At 41.3% G+C, this 18,136-nt stretch carries 15 protein-coding genes; 13 read left to right on the top strand and 2 right to left on the bottom strand.

Translation table 11 applies throughout. The annotated features are described in order from the left end of the window. Positions 1-5 precede the first annotated feature (5 nt). The 4 genes from KFZ58_RS18980 to KFZ58_RS18965 all read left to right on the top strand — a co-directional run bounded on the left by KFZ58_RS18980 (position 6) and on the right by KFZ58_RS18965 (position 5,172). A complete protein-coding gene (locus tag KFZ58_RS18980) occupies positions 6-1,982 on the top strand; it encodes a DHH family phosphoesterase (RefSeq protein ID WP_235792843.1) in 1,977 nt (658 codons plus the stop codon). After that, entirely contained in the window at positions 1,979-2,425 is a 447-nt protein-coding gene (gene rplI, locus KFZ58_RS18975; RefSeq protein WP_235792842.1) for a 50S ribosomal protein L9, read from the top strand. The genes KFZ58_RS18980 and rplI overlap by 4 nt, the downstream gene beginning before the upstream one ends. 82 nt (positions 2,426-2,507) lie before the next feature. Beyond that, the gene (gene dnaB, locus KFZ58_RS18970) at positions 2,508-3,875 is read left to right on the top strand and encodes a replicative DNA helicase (protein WP_235792841.1); all 1,368 of its coding nucleotides are present in this window, start codon (positions 2,508-2,510) and stop codon (positions 3,873-3,875) included. An 85-nt stretch (positions 3,876-3,960) separates the two neighbouring features. Continuing rightward, positions 3,961-5,172, top strand: a complete 1,212-nt coding sequence (locus tag KFZ58_RS18965) for a CynX/NimT family MFS transporter (RefSeq protein WP_235792840.1) — start codon at positions 3,961-3,963, stop codon at positions 5,170-5,172. A gap of 335 nt (positions 5,173-5,507) precedes the next feature. Here KFZ58_RS18965 and KFZ58_RS18960 read toward each other — a convergent pair whose 3' ends face one another. After that, on the bottom strand, positions 5,508-6,203 hold the full coding sequence (locus tag KFZ58_RS18960; RefSeq protein WP_235792839.1) for a YdeJ family lipoprotein: 696 nt from the start codon (positions 6,201-6,203) through the stop codon (positions 5,508-5,510). Positions 6,204-6,726: 523 nt separating this feature from the next. Here KFZ58_RS18960 and KFZ58_RS18955 point away from each other — a divergent pair. Both KFZ58_RS18955 and KFZ58_RS18950 read left to right on the top strand, forming a co-directional pair. Beyond that, on the top strand, positions 6,727-7,914 hold the full coding sequence (locus KFZ58_RS18955) for a hypothetical protein (protein ID WP_235792838.1): 1,188 nt from the start codon (positions 6,727-6,729) through the stop codon (positions 7,912-7,914). Further along, on the top strand, positions 7,911-9,020 hold the full coding sequence (locus KFZ58_RS18950; RefSeq protein ID WP_235792837.1) for a hypothetical protein: 1,110 nt from the start codon (positions 7,911-7,913) through the stop codon (positions 9,018-9,020). Before KFZ58_RS18955 ends, KFZ58_RS18950 begins: the two co-directional genes overlap by 4 nt. Positions 9,021-9,140: 120 nt before the next feature. Here KFZ58_RS18950 and cdaS read toward each other — a convergent pair whose 3' ends face one another. Further along, positions 9,141-9,758: a sporulation-specific diadenylate cyclase CdaS gene (gene cdaS, locus KFZ58_RS18945; protein WP_235792836.1), complete on the bottom strand. Its 618-nt coding sequence runs from the start codon at positions 9,756-9,758 to the stop codon at positions 9,141-9,143. 164 nt (positions 9,759-9,922) lie between these two features. On the opposite strand from cdaS, the gene KFZ58_RS18940 reads away from it, so the two are divergent. The 7 genes from KFZ58_RS18940 (at position 9,923) to KFZ58_RS18910 (ending at position 18,104) form a co-directional block, all read left to right on the top strand. Beyond that, entirely contained in the window at positions 9,923-10,264 is a 342-nt protein-coding gene (locus KFZ58_RS18940; RefSeq protein WP_235792835.1) for a PadR family transcriptional regulator, read from the top strand. Continuing rightward, positions 10,261-10,812, top strand: coding sequence for a DUF2812 domain-containing protein (locus KFZ58_RS18935; protein WP_235792834.1), 552 nt, complete (start codon positions 10,261-10,263; stop codon positions 10,810-10,812). Before KFZ58_RS18940 ends, KFZ58_RS18935 begins: the two co-directional genes overlap by 4 nt. A gap of 114 nt (positions 10,813-10,926) precedes the next feature. Continuing rightward, positions 10,927-12,216, top strand: coding sequence for an adenylosuccinate synthase (locus tag KFZ58_RS18930; protein WP_235792833.1), 1,290 nt, complete (start codon positions 10,927-10,929; stop codon positions 12,214-12,216). A gap of 314 nt (positions 12,217-12,530) precedes the next feature. Continuing rightward, a complete protein-coding gene (gene yycF / locus KFZ58_RS18925) occupies positions 12,531-13,232 on the top strand; it encodes a response regulator YycF (RefSeq protein WP_235792832.1) in 702 nt (233 codons plus the stop codon). 6 nt (positions 13,233-13,238) lie between these two features. Further along, a complete protein-coding gene (walK, locus tag KFZ58_RS18920; protein WP_235792831.1) occupies positions 13,239-15,071 on the top strand; it encodes a cell wall metabolism sensor histidine kinase WalK in 1,833 nt (610 codons plus the stop codon). Continuing rightward, complete coding sequence (gene yycI, locus KFZ58_RS18915; protein WP_235792830.1) at positions 15,068-17,335, top strand: two-component system regulatory protein YycI; 2,268 nt, start codon at positions 15,068-15,070, stop codon at positions 17,333-17,335. Before walK ends, yycI begins: the two co-directional genes overlap by 4 nt. After that, positions 17,319-18,104, top strand: coding sequence for an MBL fold metallo-hydrolase (locus KFZ58_RS18910; protein ID WP_235792829.1), 786 nt, complete (start codon positions 17,319-17,321; stop codon positions 18,102-18,104). The genes yycI and KFZ58_RS18910 overlap by 17 nt, the downstream gene beginning before the upstream one ends. The last annotated feature ends 32 nt before the right edge of the window (positions 18,105-18,136 follow it).

Here is an 18,136-nt window from a genome sequence, read left to right as displayed (position 1 = left end):
GTACTATGCCAGATTTACAAAAGAAACCAAAACTTAGCAGTCATTTATGGGTGATTTATGTACTGTCCATTCTGCTGCTTGCTGTCATATGGTATTTCCAATGGGTGCTTGGACTCATCATGACATTGTTTTTAGCTGCTTCCATTTACTACAGCATACGAACAGAGAGAACATTGCTTCAAGAAGCAGAAAAATATATAGCTACCATCTCCCATCGGATTAAAAAAGTAGGAGATGAAGCATTACTGGAAATGCCATTTGGTATTGTTTTATATAGTGAGGACTACAAGATCGAATGGGCAAATCCATATATGAATAAATTTGCCGAAGAGAATAACACAATTGTCGGGAATTCACTGAACATGCTTTCTGAAGATCTTATCCCAATGATTAAGGAAAGTAAAGAGAATGTATGGTTTGAAATGGAAGGCTATGAATTTGAAACAAAGGTAAAAAAAGAAGAGCGCTTGTTGTATGTGTTTGATCGTACAGAGCATTCGGAATTACAAACACTGTATCATAATGATAAAACAGTTTTAGCTATTATTTATTTGGACAATTACGAGGAAATTACGCAAAATATGGATGATAGGCTGAAAAGTCAATTGAATTCACAAGTAACCTCTGTCTTAAATAATTGGTCATCAGAGAATGGGCTTTATTTGAAACGGACATCTCAAGAACGGTTTTTAGCAATAGGGACGCAGGAAATTCTGCAAGAGCTGGAAAACGCAAAATTTGATATCCTGGATAAAGTCCGTGAAGTAGACGTCGAACAGGGTAACGCGGTTACACTTAGTATAGGTGTCGGATATGGTGAGGCATCACTCCCTGATCTTGGAGGGCTGGCACAATCTAGCCTGGATCTTGCCCTTGGACGTGGTGGTGATCAGGTCGCGATCAAAGATGAAGCCGGGAAAGTTCGTTTTTATGGTGGAAAGACAAACCCAATGGAAAAGCGAACCAGGGTTCGGGCGCGCGTTATTTCCCATGCCTTGATGGAACTTGTCAGAGTAAGTGATAATGTCATTATTATGGGACATAAATCACCGGATATGGATTCGCTCGGTGCGGCAATCGGTATTTTAAATATAGCGAAAACAAATGGTGTGGAGGGTCACATCGTGTTTGACCCGGATGATGTCGATACAGGGGTCTATCGCTTAGTTGAGGCAATACAGAAAGATGAGGAACTATGGGGGGATTTAATTGATCCGGAAGAGGCAGAAGAGCTTACCGGTAGCCGTAGCTTAGTTGTTGTGGTGGATACTCATCGACCTTCGATGGTTGCAAATGAAGATCTGCTTCAAAAAACGGACTACAAAGTGGTTATTGATCATCACCGTCGAGGCGAGGAATTTATTGATAATCCAACACTCGTATATATGGAACCATATGCGTCTTCAACCGCAGAGCTTGTAACAGAGCTGCTTGAGTATCAGCCGAAAAACCTGAAACTGAAAATACTTGAAGCGACAGCGTTGTTAGCAGGTATTATTGTTGATACAAAAAGCTTTTCTATGCGAACAGGCTCACGCACCTTTGACGCTGCTTCCTATTTGCGTTCCAAAGGCGCCGATAACGTGTTGGTGCAGCAGTTTATGAAGGAAGATCTGGATGTTTATATAAAACGTAGTAAATTGATTGAACGCTCCGAGGTCTACCGTGATTCTATTGCTATTTCAACCGCAGAATCCGGCAAGACTTATGGGCATATATTAATAGCTCAAGCAGCTGATACGCTCTTAACAATGAGCGGTATTAAGGCATCATTTGTTATCTCTGAACGTAAAGATGGCAGAATTGGCATCAGCGCACGTTCGCTAGGTGAAATCAATGTGCAGGTTATTATGGAAAAAATGGATGGTGGCGGTCACTTAACAAATGCTGCTACACAAATTGAAGACACGAACCTCGAGGATGCCGAGGGCTTATTAAAGGATATTTTAGATGAATATTTCGGAGGGGGAGAATCAGAATGAAAGTAATTTTTCTAAAAGATGTAAAAGGAAAAGGTAATAAAGGCGAAGTGAAAAATGTTTCGGATGGCTATGCACGTAATTATTTACTGAAAAATAACATTGCCCAAGAAGCAACACCCGGAAATTTGAAAGCATTGGAAGCCAAACAGCGTAAAGACGCGCAACAGGAACAAAAGGTTAAAGAAGAAGCAATGGACCTAAAAGATACATTGGCAGATTTGGATGTTGAGTTAAAAGCCAAATCAGGCGACAACGGACGTCTCTTTGGTTCGATCACAAGTAAACACATTGCTGAATCACTGGAAAAAGATCACGGCTATAAAATCGATAAACGAAAAATCGAACTGGATGAGCCGATTCGCGCATTAGGTTATACAACAGTGCCTGTTAAGCTGCATCCGGAAGTTTCCGGTTCGGTTACCGTGCATGTAACGGAAAAGTAAGGAAGCATGGGGACGCCTCTTTGCTTCCATTGTGAAAGCAATTAGTATATAGAAATGTCTCTTTAGGTAAGGAGGGGACGTAATGAGTGAGGCTTGGAATGACCGCATACCCCCACATAATATAGAAGCGGAGCAATCTGTTATTGGTGCTGTGTTCCTGGAGCCGGAGTCCTTTTCAACGGCGTCTGAATTATTGGTAGCGGAAGATTTTTACCGGGCAGGCCACCAACGTATATTCCAGGCAATGATGAGTCTTGCTGATAAGGGTGAGCCAATTGATGTTGTCACGGTAACGACCTACCTGCAAAATCAAAAGACGCTCGATGAAGCTGGTGGCGTGGCGTACCTTTCTGAAGTTGCCGGCAGTGTACCAACCGCTGCTAATATCCAATATTACAGTAAAATTGTTGAAGAAAAGGCATTGCTCCGTCGTCTAATTCGCACGGCTACAGATATTGTCACATCCGGATTTGAAAAAGAAGATGATGTTGAAGCGGTATTGAACGAAGCAGAGAAAAATATTTTAGAAGTATCGAGCCGTCAACAAACGGGGGCTTTTAAAACGATTAAAGATGTGCTGATCGAAGTGTATGACACGATTGAACAGCTCCATCAGGCTACGTCAGATATCACCGGTATTGCAACGGGATTTCGTGATTTAGACAAAATTACGTCCGGCTTTCAGCGAAATGATTTAATTATTGTAGCAGCGCGTCCATCTGTTGGTAAAACAGCTTTTGCCTTGAATGTTGCGCAAAATGTTGCTGTAAACAGCGACGAGAATGTTGCTATTTTCAGTCTGGAGATGGGTGCAGATCAGCTTGTGCAGCGTATGCTTTGTGCAGAGGGAAATATTGATTCCCAGCGCCTGCGTAATGGACAACTCCAGGCAGATGACTGGAGTAAGCTAACGATGGCAATGGGGTCCCTTTCCAATGCCGGCATCTATATCGATGACTCGCCGGGAATTCGTGTGAGTGAGATTCGTTCTAAATGCCGTCGCTTAAAGCAGGAAGACGGACTTGGTATGATTTTAATCGATTATCTGCAGCTTATTCAGGGTACCGGAAATTCTCGTGAAAATCGGCAACAAGAAGTCTCGGAAATCTCCCGGGAGTTAAAAGGGCTGGCACGTGAATTAAATGTTCCATTAATTGCCCTATCGCAGCTGTCCCGTGGCGTTGAATCACGACAGGACAAGCGCCCGATGATGTCTGACTTGCGTGAGTCAGGAAGTATAGAGCAAGATGCTGATATTGTAGGATTCCTGTACCGTGATGACTACTATGATGCAGAATCTGAGAAAGAGAATATCATCGAAATCATCATTTCCAAACAACGTAACGGCCCAACCGGATCGGTGGAGCTAGCGTTTGTGAAAGAATACAATAAATTCGTGGACCTGGATCACCGCTATCAAGAGAGTGATGTACCGCCAGTTCCAGTTTAAGACTTGAAGGGGTCTGTCCCCCGCTACGTTAATGTGTTAAAGCGGTGAGGGACAGGCCCCTTAGAAGTATTGTGGGGGACTAGAATTGGAGAAATCAGTAACAAAAATAGATAATCCACAACGAAATAAATTAGCATTATGGGGGCTAGTGATTGGAATTATATTGATTGCATCCAACCTTAGGGCACCATTGACTTCGGTAGGATCGCTCCTATCATTTATTCGCGACGGCCTTGGTCTCAGCAATACTCTAGCAGGATTGATTACGACACTACCGCTACTCGCCTTTGCATTCCTTTCCCCGTTTGCACCGAAAATTGCAAACCGAATTGGGATGGAAAGGACATTTTTCTTTTCATTAATTCTATTAACAATCGGACTTATCGTTCGTCCTTTTTTCGGGGCAGTCCTACTATTTGCAGGTACGATATTAATTGGCCTAGCTATTGCAATTGGAAATGTGCTGTTGCCAAGCTTTATTAAAATAAATTTCCCGCTTAAAATTGGTATCATGACAGGTCTATATGCTGTTTTTATGAACGTGTTCGGTGCATTGGCTGCCGGCATCAGTGTGCCATTAGCATCTATTTCCGGAATAGGCTGGCAAGGGTCACTTGCATTTTGGGCTGTTCTTTCTATAATAGCGACGGCGATCTGGATTCCGCAGCTTCGTAGAAAAAATAATACGGACCAGGTAGGCGGCACTCCATCACAGAATAGTAGTAGTATATGGAAGTCCTCTCTAGCTTGGCATATCACTATATTTATGGGTTTGCAATCATTAATTTATAATACCATGCTTACGTGGCTGCCAGTAATTCTTCAAACGCAGGGTTATAGTTCCAGTACAGCAGGATGGATGTTATCGCTTATGCAGTTTGGCCTCATTCCGACCACATTTATCGTCCCGCTTATAGCAGAAAAAATGGCTAATCAGAAATTAATCGGGGCTTTAAGCGGGATATTGTTTCTTATTGGGGTAATCGGATTGATTTTTGGCAACCCAATTCTTAATCCTGTAGCTGCATTATTGATTGGAATTGCTTCTGGATCTGCCTTTAGCTTATCGATGATGTTTTTCAGCTTGCGATCAAGAGATGGTAAGCAAACATCGGAAATGTCAGGAATGGGGCAGTCTTTTGGCTATTTAATGGCAGCGGCCGGACCTGTCACTGCCGGGGCACTTCATGATGTAACGAATGGGTGGCTGGTGCCTCTAATTGTGTTGTGTATTTTAGCTGTTATTATCGTGATTGCCGGAGTAGAGTCTGGGAAAGATAGAAAGATATCGGCTTGATTGTACAGTGGATGAAAGAAGCCTCAGGTAGTGATTTTTAGTGAAACTTTCTTAAAAAAGGAGTACATGAGCTTCTCTGATACATGGAAGAGGTAGAATTGGAGTACTCATGTACTAGTGAAAGATTCTCTAATACAATGTTGAGAAAAAATTGGCATACCATGTACCAGAGAAAGACTCTATGATATAAGATCGGGCTAGAATCGTGGAAGCATGCATTAAAGAAAGATTCAATGATAAAAAAATCACACTAACTTTGAAAGGGGCTGCAATATATGTTTGAACAGCCCCTTAGTTTAACGAGAGGTTACCTAAATCAATATAACCACTCCCGACTAATGAATATTCATTTTGCCGATGAGCTCTATGATCTCTTCATCATCACCTGTGTCAACGTACTCTAGCTCGGTATTTTCAATAATATCGTTGTAAAATTTTTCATCTGCAGGGTACTCACCATCCCATCGTAAAGGCACATTGTATACATTAATCGTACCGTCTCCATTACCGCTGTATGTTACCGACCCAGCAACTAAGCGGCCGCCTGCGAGCTGGATCACATCTTCCGGATAGTCAGCACTGGTTTCATCATCAGGGTTAAAAGGGGTACGGGCTGGAATATGTCGGACATTTAATTCATCTACATCTTTCATAACACCAAGCTGCAGCCAGACCCTAGCGTATTCGATTTCCTCAGAAGAGTATTTAGACAATGGATTATCTTCTTCACTTCCAGATGTATTGCCATCTTCGCCTTCATATGTATTATTTGCGTGTTTCTCGTTAGTTGTTTCTTCTGAAGAAATTTCATTATCATTAGAATTGCCGACTGAGGATTCTGCTGATACTGTTGTGGATCCAGATTCATCTACCCCATCAGTTTCTTCTTCCGATTCTAAAGCGGATTCATTTTCATTGTCTGAAGGATGTGTTCCTGATTCTGCATCCGTATCGCCTGCACACCCAACGAGCAATAGAACTAGTAATAGTAGGGCAATATTATAGCAAAAAAATTTTATCCGTTTTTTCATTCAATCTCCTCTCCTTTGAACACAACATACCATACTGGGATTGCAAGTCAACAGAGGAGTAACAAATCCAGAAGAAGATATATGTGAAGTAGGTATGCTTGTTGATGTAACATTTGCTTCTTGGTTTCAGGTTTGTTTGCCGGTAGTGTAACAGCAGGAGTTGCTTGGTTACTTGCTGGTAAAATAGGCGGTTTTCGGTATCTACGCCCTCTGTTTTTACAGCTGGATTGGATTCTGTTGTTTGGATAGATTTAAAAGAAAGGATGAAGACAGGTTAATAGGGAGAGAATATCTATGAAATATAAAGTTCCCTCAATTGGTTACGGACTTATTTTCTTAGGGGTTGCATTAATATTTTTCTTCCTGATTAAGCGCCAACTTCCGGCATCCTTCCTGCTATATATCAAATTTTGCCAGATAAAGTATACGTAAAGCGGTTTTCAACCAGCAAAAAAGGGAAAGCAAAAGGAAGACGACAAATAAAGACAAACTATTAATGACGGATAAAAAGGGGGCAGAGATAATGACTGCATCTATCACAGTTGGGCTGATCTCCACACCAGGTTTCCCTGCTGATATATGCACAGACCTGATGAAAGAACTGCCGGAACTGCTTGAGAAAACAATCGATTCTCAGGTGACATGGGAGAGCGAAGTTACGGTAGATCTACTGGTAGGAGTAGCAGAAGATGTTAATCAAGTACTGGAAAAAGCAAATAATATAAAACAGGAAAATGGCTGGGATTACGCCATCAGTTTGACAGATTTGCCGTTTTTCTTCGGTAAAAAATTAGTTGTGGCCAATGCCAGCTTGAAAGAGGGAGTCGCACAGATTTCCGTTCCTTCCTTTGGGCTGTTCCCGACCCGCAAAAGTATCAGACAAAGCTTGCTGAAGTTAATGGAGAATCTATATGCCGATTCACTATCCGAGTTAGAAAACCCAAAACAGACAAGGGCAGGCATGCGAAAACATAAAAAGGCAGAGAAAAACCCATTTTCTATCTCTCTGATCAAAAGAGAGGAAGGATATTCCAATCAATCGGGTGCAGATTTGCGTTATGTGACATCATCCAGGGTTATTGGCTATATCCGGGTGTTACTGGGAATGACCAGAGCCAATCGCCCATGGAAAGCATTCTTTTCCTTTTATAAAGTGCTCGCCCTTGCATTTGCAACGGGCACCTATATTTCCATATTCTCAACACCGTGGCACTTAAGCATTATATACAGCAATTATCGAATGATTTTCTTGATGCTGCTGGCGATTTTTGGAATGGTCACATGGATTATTTTTTCACAAAATCTTTGGGAAAAGCCATCAGAACACGGAAAAAAGCGTTGGCGTCAGCTCTATAACGCCACGACCTTTTTGACATTATTTTCTCTTGTCTGCATCAATTATATTGTGCTTTTTGGAATGTTTTCCATTTCGATTTCCTTGTTTGTTCCACCTGATTTATTCCAACTATCAATGGGAATGGACAGTGATCCGGGAGCTAATTACTATTTTAGTCTCGTGTGGCTTATTACTTCCCTTGGAACGCTGGCTGGTGCTATCGGGTCGGGGCTGGAAAGAGAAGAAAAGATAAGAGACATTACGTATTCCTTCCGCCAGCAGCAGCGAAGCTATGAGATTGGAGAGGAAGAGGATGATGAGGGCAGTAAGAAGGATTCCGATGATCTGAATAAGGAAGAGGGTGCAGAAAATTGAGTAGAGAGATAAAAGTAGGAATAATTGCTGCACCAGAGCTACCTGCAGAAATTGCAGCAGATTTCGGGGAAGTACTGCCGAAGTTCTTTGCCGAAGAAATTGATGACAATATTAACTGGTCTGTGGAAACACTGGTTGATCCGGTTACCGGCTTTGCTGAGTCGGTTGATGATATTTTGGAAGATGCTGTAGAAATCCGAAAGCAGCGTGATTGGAAATATGCGATTTGCTTAACGGATTTACCTATATTTCTTCATAAGAATGTCATCGTAACAGACATTAGCAACAAGCATGATGTGGCTCAATTGTCTATTCCTGCGTTTGGCTGGCTGGTTAAAAAGGAAAAAGTGAGAAATGCGGTTATTACAATCATAAACAAATTATACCATCCTTCCGAAGAAAATGACGGAAGAAGAAATGACTCCAAAAGTTTGCTAGAGAAGCAATTTCCCTTAAACCGGGTAAAAAGGGTTGATGCAGATAACGGGGTAAAGGAAGCGGATAAACGCTATATTGTAGTCCCAAAAATGAACGGCAGAATCCGTCTGCTTCTTGGCATGACACAAGCAAACAGGCCCTGGAGCATCATGGCCTCATTCAAAAAGGTTATTGCGGTAGCATTTACGACGGGGGCTTTTGCTTCGATTTTTTCAACCATATGGACGTTAAGCCATCTGCTGAGCGAATCAAGGCTGACTTTGCTAACATTGGCAGCGATCACCCTGATGGTTGCCTGGATTATCGTCTCCCACAACCTTTGGGAAACGCCCGCAAGTGGAAAAAATAAGTCAATGCGTCGTTTATATAACCAGACAACAGTAATGACACTGATTCTTTCCGTTATTACGTATTACGTCGTATTGTTTACGTTCTTTTTTATCCTTGTCGTGACGCTTGTGCCACCAGAAGCATATAAGACATTGGCAAACCTCGATGGTTCGTTTACTGTCATCCATTATGTGAAGCTGGCGTGGATTTTAGCCTCCGTTACGACTGTAACTGGTGCCATTGGGGCAAGTTTGGAAAACGAGGAAATGGTAAGAGACATTACCTATGGGTACCGCCAAAAACGTCGGTATGAAGAGTCAGCCAATGATGGTGCGTAAGGTAAGCTGGCACAGTTTGATGCTTACGCGGTGAAGCATCAGAAGGTTTATTTCTATAGGGAATAAGCCTTTTTTCTGTGGGATAACTTTAATTCATAAAACAGGTATATCCAACTGAAATTACACCACCCCAGTCGTCCGTATCGGATACAATTTTCCGTCTAATGCAAAAGTCGCTCTTCCGGTTTCCTCTGACACAACCAGTACCAGTGCATCCGTTTGTTCAGAAAGGCCAAGAGCTGCACGGTGCCTGGTTCCGAGTTTTTTACCATCAGCCTTGTGCTCCGATAATGGGAGTACATTTGCAGCAGAAATAATCGTATCATTACATATTAAGACTGCCCCATCATGCAGGGGACTGCCTGTGTAAAAAATGGATTCCATCAGCGAATAGGACAGGTCAGCATTGAGGGGCAAACCAGAATGAATTAGACTATCCAATTCGTCCTTTCGTTGGATCACAATTAATGCACCATGTCTCCGTTCTGATAAATGTTGGACGGCTGTGGAAAGTACATCATATTGGGCGGTAAAGGGCGATAAATATAATTTCAGGTAATAAGATGCGGTTGTAGTTTGGACATTATGAAAGGAATGATGTATCTGTTCAAATTTATTTAACACATTGGATTCTTCTATATCAATGGTATCAATCATTTGATCGATTTCCTCCGTTAACTGTATCAAGCTCCCTTTCAATCGCCCGATCATGGATAAATGTGGCTCAATCGAAGGCATTTTTTCACCTCATCGTGTGGAGACTTTTGTAAACTAATCTATAAATATTTTTTGCTGAAAGGCTTGTTTTATTCAATAAGCAAGAAAGTTATTGACAAATATATCATTAAACGATACATTATATTCAACGATATATCATTAAATGATATAAAAGGAGGAAATCGATGCCTAGAAATGATTCCATAGAGATGGGTGAGTTAACGGATAGTGCTTATTACATACTCCTTTCTCTGGTAGATGCAAAGCATGGCTATGTCGTTATGCAAACCATAGAAGAGATGACCGATAACCGTTTATCCATTGGCCCTGCCTCTATGTACACCATTATAAAAAAGCTTTTGGCAGCTGACTTAATTAAACAAGTTGGTGATAAAGATAAAAAAAGAAAAACATACGTTGCTACGGAAAAAGGCCTCGAGCTTTTAAAGAAAGAGGTGGAGCGCAGACGTGAAATGGTTCGGCATGCAGAGAAAATTTTGCACCAAAAGGAGCGTGAAATAAATTGAAGGATATAAAATACATTACTAACGGAGGATTGGCATTCTCAGAGGAAAAGGAAATGAAAAAGCTGCAGGAATATGCGAGAGAGGGCTGGATTTTTGAAGGCTTTGTCCTTTTTGGATTTTATTTTAAATTAAGAAAAGGAGAGAGCCAAAACATCGTATATAGCTTGGATTACCGGGATGATGCTGATGAGGAGTACTTCGCATTTTTTGAAGCTGCGGGTTGGTCAGCCGTCTATTCAAATGCTGGCATGCATATATTTACAGCAGCGCCAGGGACAAAGCCAATTTATACAGACAACGATACGATCGCCGAAACATACGAGAAAGAAAAGAATCGAATGGCGAAAGGTTTTATGGGGTCTTTGATTATTAGTGTTATACTAATTACGCTTCTTGCCTTAGCTAATAATGTAATAGTAACGGTCTTTATAGCATTTTTGTTTTCCTTATCCATTGCTAGTTTGGTCTTTACTTGGATGCCGTATCGGGCTTACAAATCAAAACTAAAGAAACTGGGGAGTATGAAGCGTTATGATGCCGAACAATAAAAATTAAATCTGATATAATGTTCGCTTTTCAAATTGACTTCCACCTCAATTACTGATAAACTCACACTAGTGATCAACAAAAAACATATTTTATAGAATTAGTGGAGGTGCACGATGTCCTCAGTAGTAGTAGTTGGAACACAGTGGGGCGATGAAGGGAAAGGGAAAATCACGGACTTTTTATCGCAAAACGCCGAGGTTGTTGCTCGTTATCAAGGGGGAAACAATGCAGGACATACGATTAAATTTGATGATGTGACATATAAATTGCATTTAATCCCGTCTGGAATATTTTTTGATGATAAAATTTGTGTATTAGGAAATGGCATGGTAATAGATCCGAAAGCATTTGTCGAGGAGATTGCCTATCTGCATGAGCGTAATATTTCAACAGATAATCTGCGCATCAGCAACCGCGCACATGTGATTTTGCCTTATCACCTGCAATTGGATATGTTGCAGGAAGCGGATAAAGGTGCTGACAAGATCGGTACAACGAAAAAAGGCATCGGACCTGCGTATATGGATAAAGCGGCACGCAGCGGCATTCGTATTGCTGATCTACTGGATAAGGAAGTTTTCCGCACGAAATTGGAACAAAATTTAAAAGAGAAAAATCGTTTATTTGAAAAAGTGTATGAAGTAGATCCGATTCAGGTTGAAGATATTTTAGAAGAGTACTATGAATATGGCCAGCAATTAGCGAACTATGTTTGTGATACATCCGTTGTATTAAACGATGCACTGGATGATGGGCGTCGCGTCTTATTTGAAGGGGCGCAAGGTGTCATGCTTGATATCGATCAGGGGACATACCCGTTTGTGACGTCGTCCAACCCGGTTGCAGGTGGCGTGACCATTGGATCTGGGGTAGGCCCATCGAAAATTAATCATGTTGTGGGTGTGTCGAAAGCATATACGACTCGCGTTGGTGATGGCCCTTTTCCAACAGAACTGGATGATGAAGTAGGTGAGCAAATTCGCGAAGTCGGCCGTGAGTACGGAACAACGACAGGAAGAGCTCGTCGTGTTGGTTGGTTTGATAGTGTAGTCGTCCGTCATGCACGTCGCGTGAGCGGAATTACGGATTTATCATTAAACTCATTAGATGTGTTAACAGGTATTGAAAACTTGAAAATTTGCGTTGCTTACCGTTATAAAGGGGACATCATGAATGAATTTCCGGCAAGTTTATCTGTTTTAGCAGAATGTGAACCGGTATATGAGGAAATGCCAGGATGGACAGTAGACATCACACATGTGAAAAACCTGCATGAACTCCCGGAAAATGCGCGCCATTACTTAGAGCGTATATCCCAATTATCGGAAATTCCACTGTCTGTATTTTCTGTGGGGCCAGATCGCTCGCAGACGAATGTTGTGCGAAGTGTTTATAGAGATTAATTTGCCTGAGGCTGTCTGCATTGATGGCCTCTTTTTGTTATATAAAAGTTGGACTATCTATTAGATACTGCTAAAATAATAGAAAAATATTGGGAAATAGCTCAACCGGTAACGAGGCGTGCTTCTACGTGCCCGAAACCTCGCAAAAGCATCCGCTCTGGTAACGTAGAGCACCTCTACGTACCCGCAACCCCGTAAAAGCAGCTCAACCGGTAACAAAGTGGAAATCTCACAATAATCAACGCCAACCCAAGACATTTGACCAAAAGTACGGTAAAATAGATGATAGGAATGTTTGAAAAGGATGTGGCCTTATGAGTCAGAAAATTTTAGTAGTAGATGACGAACAGCCAATTGCAGATATATTGAAATTCAACTTAGAAAAAGAAGGATATCAGGTCGTACTGGCCTATGATGGAGATGAGGCTATTGCGCTTGCTGAATCAGAGAAACCTGAATTAATATTACTAGATATTATGTTACCAGGAAGAGACGGGAATGAAGTTTGCCGTGAGATTCGCAAAACTCAAGTTATGCCGATTATCATGCTGACAGCAAAGGATACGGAAATTGATAAAGTACTGGGCCTTGAGCTTGGTGCGGATGATTATGTGACAAAACCGTTTAGTAATCGTGAATTGATTGCACGGGTAAAAGCGAACTTGCGCAGGCAGGAAGTCCCGGATGATGCGGTGAAGGCTACGAAAGATATTGTGATCGGTACGCTTACTGTCCACCCGGATGCCTATGTTGTCTCAAGAAATGGCGTTGAGATTGAGCTGACACACCGTGAGTTTGAGTTATTGCATTATTTAGCACGCCATATTGGACAGGTTATGACGCGTGAACATTTACTGGAGATTGTATGGGGCTATGACTATTTTGGAGATGTGCGTACCGTGGATGTAACGGTAAGAAGGCTCCGTGAGAAAATTGAGGAGAATCCGAGTAATCCGATGTGGCTAGTTACCCGCCGGGGAGTAGGCTATTATTTACGTAATCCTGATCAGGAGTAGTTGTGGATGAATAAAGTTGGTTTTTTTCGTTCGATTCAATTAAAGTTTATTATTATTTACATTCTGTTATTGCTTGTTGCGATTCAGGTTATTGGTTCCTTTTTCACGAATGAATTGGAAACAGAGCTTCGGGATAGCTTTGAAGATTCCGTTCATGATCGTGTGGATTTACTCTCCTATAATGTGGAGCAAGCATTTAATCGGGAGCGTAGTGAGGATGATGAAGGACCAACACTGCAGGAAGAAATTCAACGTATTGTAAGTGATGTAGATACAGAAGATATTACAAGTATTCAAGTCATTAATAATCAAAATCGTATTATCGGATCGAATGATGTTTTTAATCAGGATGAAGTTGGCAAAAAGACAACGAGGGAGATTGTGCAATCCGCTCTATTTCTGGATCAGGAACAGGAAAATACGTATGTGACTCAAGATACCGGTAATCGGGTGTATGTACAGGCAGTACCCATATTTGATAATGAGGGCAATTCGAATGGTGTTATTTATTTAGAAGCATCGCTTGAAGGTGTCTATGACCAGATTCAGAATATTAATGAGATCTTCCTGCAAGGGTCTATGCTCGCAATTGCCGTTTCTGCATTTATTGGGATATTAGTAGCGCGGACGATTACAAGGCCGATTTCAGAGATGCAGATGCAAGCACAAACCATGGCCAAGGGAGACTTTACGCAAAAGGTAAATGTCTATAGTAAGGATGAAATTGGTCAGCTGGCAGATACCTTTAATGATTTAAATAGCCGCCTGAAGCATTCTTATGCAACCATCGAGGAAGAACGCAGGAAGCTTAGTTCTGTGCTTTCCAATATGTCTGATGGGGTTATTTCTACAGACGTTACAGGGGCGGTCATATTAATGAACGAAGCCGCCGGCAGGTTAATTGGGGAAGATCCTGAAGAAATCATTGGTGGATTTTTGCTTGATGTTTTACCACTGGAAGGAAAAATTGTGGATATTACGGAATTACAGGACAGTGGCTCTATCATTATTGATTTCAGTGATGATGAACAGTTTTTCCTTGTTCGGGCAAACTTCTCTACCGTCTTTGACGAGGAAGATGAGGTTACTGGATTTATTACCGTAATTAGCGATGTGACAGAACAAGAAAGAATAGATCAGGATCGCAGGGAGTTTGTTTCCAATGTGTCCCATGAATTACGCACACCACTCACAACGATGAAAAGTTATATGGAGGCATTGACTGACGGTGCTTGGGAGGATAAGGAAATCGCGCCTAAATTCTTACGCGTCACGCAAAATGAGACGGAACGAATGATTCGCATGGTAAATGATCTCCTGCAGCTTTCACGAATGGATACGAAGAGCTATGGGTTAGAAATGGAGAAAACCAATTTCACGAATTATTTCCATGAAGTAATTGATCGATTTGATATGAATATTCCAGAACATATAGCGCTCAAGCGAGAAGTGCCAAAGGCTAAATTCAATGTATGGATGGACAAGGATAAAATGACACAGGTGCTCGATAATGTTATTTCAAATGCGATTAAATATTCACCTGAGGGTGGCGTCATTCGCCTGAAATTAGAAAATAAAAAGCATTTTCTGCTTGTCAGTGTACAAGACGAAGGCATGGGAATTGCTTATGATAAACTGGAAAAAATCTTTGAACGTTTTTACAGAGCGGATAAAGCGAGAACAAGAAAACTTGGTGGAACAGGCTTAGGACTAGCCATTTCAAAAGAACTGGTAGAGGCACATTATGGTAAAATTTGGGCTAAGAGCAAAGAAGGAAAAGGGACAACGGTCCTCTTTACCCTTCCGCTTATGAATGAGAAGCGGAGGGATAACAAATGAAACTTGAAACAGTAAAAACGTTTATATTAGTGATTTTAATCGGGTTGAGTTTACTGCTCACATTTGGCTTGTGGAATTATCAACCTAATTATGAAACACAAAATCAATCTTCCGTTATCAATGAAGTGGATATAGGCGGTAGTGGGGATGAAACAATAAGCACCATTGTTGAACCAAGTGAGATTATATTCCATGCAAATAACCAGCATTTTGGATATTCGAATCCATCCGACCTCCTTAACATGTACCAGGATATGCAATCATGGGAAATGAGTAATTTTGAAACAAGTGAAACGGAAGGAAGAGTAGAACAGAATTATGAGGTAGAGGTTATATTTCCGGAAGACCTACCAATGGAAATAGTAAATCAAATTTTTACATTTAATGAAGATATAGAAGAATTTCCAAGTTGGTCGTTTGATCGTATGTATTTTACATTTGATGAAGAAACGGCATCTTTAAGGGTGGAATTCGTATCGATTGACGGCCGGCAGCAGGCTAGAGCGGTAATCAATGCGTCTGATCACTACAGGCAGCTATGGAACACCATAACGTCACGCGAGGAGTTAAGTGCATATGTTTTATTTGATGAAGGGGAGTCGCCGATCTATATTCCCGAAGAGTCAAAGACGATGGAGCAACTATCAGCGGTGGCCATAAGCGGTGTTCATCCGAATAATATGGTGAACGCCCTGTTTCCTAATCCTTCCTTAGTCAGTGAATCAAATACATCCGTCACAGGTTCCGGTGAAAGCTATTATTCAGATGCACAACGGGGGATGACTGTCGAGCAATTTGGTAGCAGCATGGAATACATCAATCCGCAATCGACAGGAGGGACTCAGAGTGGGACTGCCGTAGAGTTATTGGATAGAAGTATTTTAAATATCAATGAACACAATGGATGGACAGAAGACTATAAACTTACAGATCTTCAGTCATCCGCTGGTCATGTGGGCTATCGAATGTACTATCTCGGTTATCCGGTGTTTAATAATGCAGATCTAGCAATGATTGAACAAGAATGGCAGAATCAAGCGCTGACGAAATATACGCGCCCACTTTTTCTTTTAAACGACACGCTGGACAGTCACTCGGTAGAACTGCCATCAGGGAATGATGTCATTTACTTTTTGCAAAACAGATTAAGTCCCAATTATGAGCTGGGAAATATCCAGGACCTGGAGCTTGGTTACCGAATGACTGTAAATCGTGATTATGTTTCGCTTGAACCAACGTGGTATATGAAGTATAACGAAGGCTGGTATGCGATTGAAGATATAGCACCAAGTGAAGGGGGGTTCAAGATGGACTGGAGTAAGATAAAGACTCTGTTTATCATCTGTTTCCTTATTTTGAATGCCTATTTATTATTCCAGTTTTTGAATAAGCAGGAGCAGGCGAATCTAAGCGTCCTAGAGGATTCGGAATCCCCTATTACTGACCAGCTTGAATCTGAAAATATTACCCTCGGCGATATTGGGGTTGATATTACAGAGGAATCCTATATTTCGACCGGACAAAAAACGTTTACCGAACAGGAACGTGATCAATTAGAAGGTTTTGACAATCAAACTTCTGAGGTGATCAATAATAACCTTATTCTGTCAGCGTTTGAAGATCCAGTCCCTATTCCAGATGATGCTTCGCAGGAAGAAATAAACGCGATTGTGGAGGATGAAATTTTGCTCTCTGAGAATTACGTATTTGGGGAATGGAATACAGAAAAAAATGTGTTGCTCTTTTTCCAGGTAACGAATGATCTCCCTGTCTACCTCAATCAGAGTGGAATCGTACTCATTTTTCTGGATGACGAAAATAATATGCAATTCTACACACAAACAATGCTCGGGGAAGTAGAGACTCAAGGCGAAAAACGGACACTGATTGAGCCGATGAGAGCTATTGAAACATTGTATACAAGAAATCAGTTATTTCCAGATGAAGAGATATCAAACGTAAATATTGGATTTTATACAAGAGTTCCTTTAGAAAATAATGAACAAGTATTTGCCCCTACGTATAAAGTAGCGGTTAATGAAGGAAGCGATGAGCAGATCGAACGAGATTATTTCGTAAATGCGATTGAAGGAACCATATTTAATAGTGAAGAATCAGCGTTTCTAAACGACACGATAGGATCGATCATTTCAAGTGTTCGCACGTTGGATGATGAGAGCGAGATAAAGGATCCCGTGTTAAATGTACTTGAATCAAGGGAAGAGAATAATCGGAGTGAAGGAGAAAATGACAATTCGTTTTAGTGTATTAGCATCCGGCAGCACAGGCAATGCATTTTATATTGAATCAGAAAAAGAAAAGATCCTCGTGGATGCGGGATTAAGCGGGAAACAATTGGATCAATTGTTTGACGGGATAAAAGTAGATCCGAGCGCGCTAACAGGTATTTTGGTAACCCACGAGCATAGTGATCATATTAAAGGGTTAGGAGTTGTTGCCAGAAAATATAATCTGCCAATTTATGCAAATGAAAAGACGTGGAAGGCAATGGAGGGGTCGATAGGTAAAATTTCATTAGACCAGAAGTTTCATTTCGGCATGGGTGAGATAAAGACATTCGGTGACATGGATATTGAATCATTCGGTGTCTCGCATGACGCAGCAGAGCCGATGTTTTATACGTTTCGCCATGACGGGAAAAAGATAGCCCTAGTTACAGATCTTGGTTATGTATCTGAACGTATTAAAAAAACGGTAGAAGATGCCAATGCTTATATTTTCGAGGCAAATCATGATGTCGGCATGCTACGAATGGGCCGTTATCCATGGAATGTAAAACGCCGTATTTTAGGTGATTCAGGGCATGTCTCTAATGAGGACGCTGGCCTGGCCCTTGCGGATATTATCGGAAATGAAACAAAGCGAATTTATTTAGCACATTTGAGCCAAGATAATAACATGAAAGATCTTGCGCGCATGTCTGTTGATAACATGTTGCAGGAACGTGGCATCAAGCTTGATTTATGTGATACTGACCCAAAAGCACCCACAGCTTTGTATGATGTCGTGTAGTGAATTGATGTAAATCTTTTTTAGTATAAAGG

It is taken from the genome of Virgibacillus sp. NKC19-16 (assembly GCF_021560035.1).
Lineage (GTDB): Bacteria > Bacillota > Bacilli > Bacillales > Amphibacillaceae > Virgibacillus_L > Virgibacillus_L salidurans.
Note: the sequence above shows the minus strand (reverse complement) of the source record. Positions and strands in the feature narration are given on the sequence as shown.

Bases quoted from the DNA above. Each gene is read 5' to 3' on its own strand.
- KFZ58_RS18980 (WP_235792843.1), top strand. From the start codon at position 6: ATGCCAGATTTACAAAAGAAACCAAAACTTAGCAGTCATTTATGGGTG.
- rplI (WP_235792842.1), top strand. From the start codon at position 1,979: ATGAAAGTAATTTTTCTAAAAGATGTAAAAGGAAAAGGTAATAAAGGC.
- dnaB (WP_235792841.1), top strand. From the start codon at position 2,508: ATGAGTGAGGCTTGGAATGACCGCATACCCCCACATAATATAGAAGCG.
- KFZ58_RS18960 (WP_235792839.1), bottom strand. From the start codon at position 6,203: ATGAAAAAACGGATAAAATTTTTTTGCTATAATATTGCCCTACTATTA.
- KFZ58_RS18955 (WP_235792838.1), top strand. From the start codon at position 6,727: ATGACTGCATCTATCACAGTTGGGCTGATCTCCACACCAGGTTTCCCT.
- cdaS (WP_235792836.1), bottom strand. From the start codon at position 9,758: ATGCCTTCGATTGAGCCACATTTATCCATGATCGGGCGATTGAAAGGG.
- KFZ58_RS18940 (WP_235792835.1), top strand. From the start codon at position 9,923: ATGCCTAGAAATGATTCCATAGAGATGGGTGAGTTAACGGATAGTGCT.
- KFZ58_RS18930 (WP_235792833.1), top strand. From the start codon at position 10,927: ATGTCCTCAGTAGTAGTAGTTGGAACACAGTGGGGCGATGAAGGGAAA.
- yycF (WP_235792832.1), top strand. From the start codon at position 12,531: ATGAGTCAGAAAATTTTAGTAGTAGATGACGAACAGCCAATTGCAGAT.
- walK (WP_235792831.1), top strand. From the start codon at position 13,239: ATGAATAAAGTTGGTTTTTTTCGTTCGATTCAATTAAAGTTTATTATT.
- yycI (WP_235792830.1), top strand. From the start codon at position 15,068: ATGAAACTTGAAACAGTAAAAACGTTTATATTAGTGATTTTAATCGGG.
- KFZ58_RS18910 (WP_235792829.1), top strand. From the start codon at position 17,319: ATGACAATTCGTTTTAGTGTATTAGCATCCGGCAGCACAGGCAATGCA.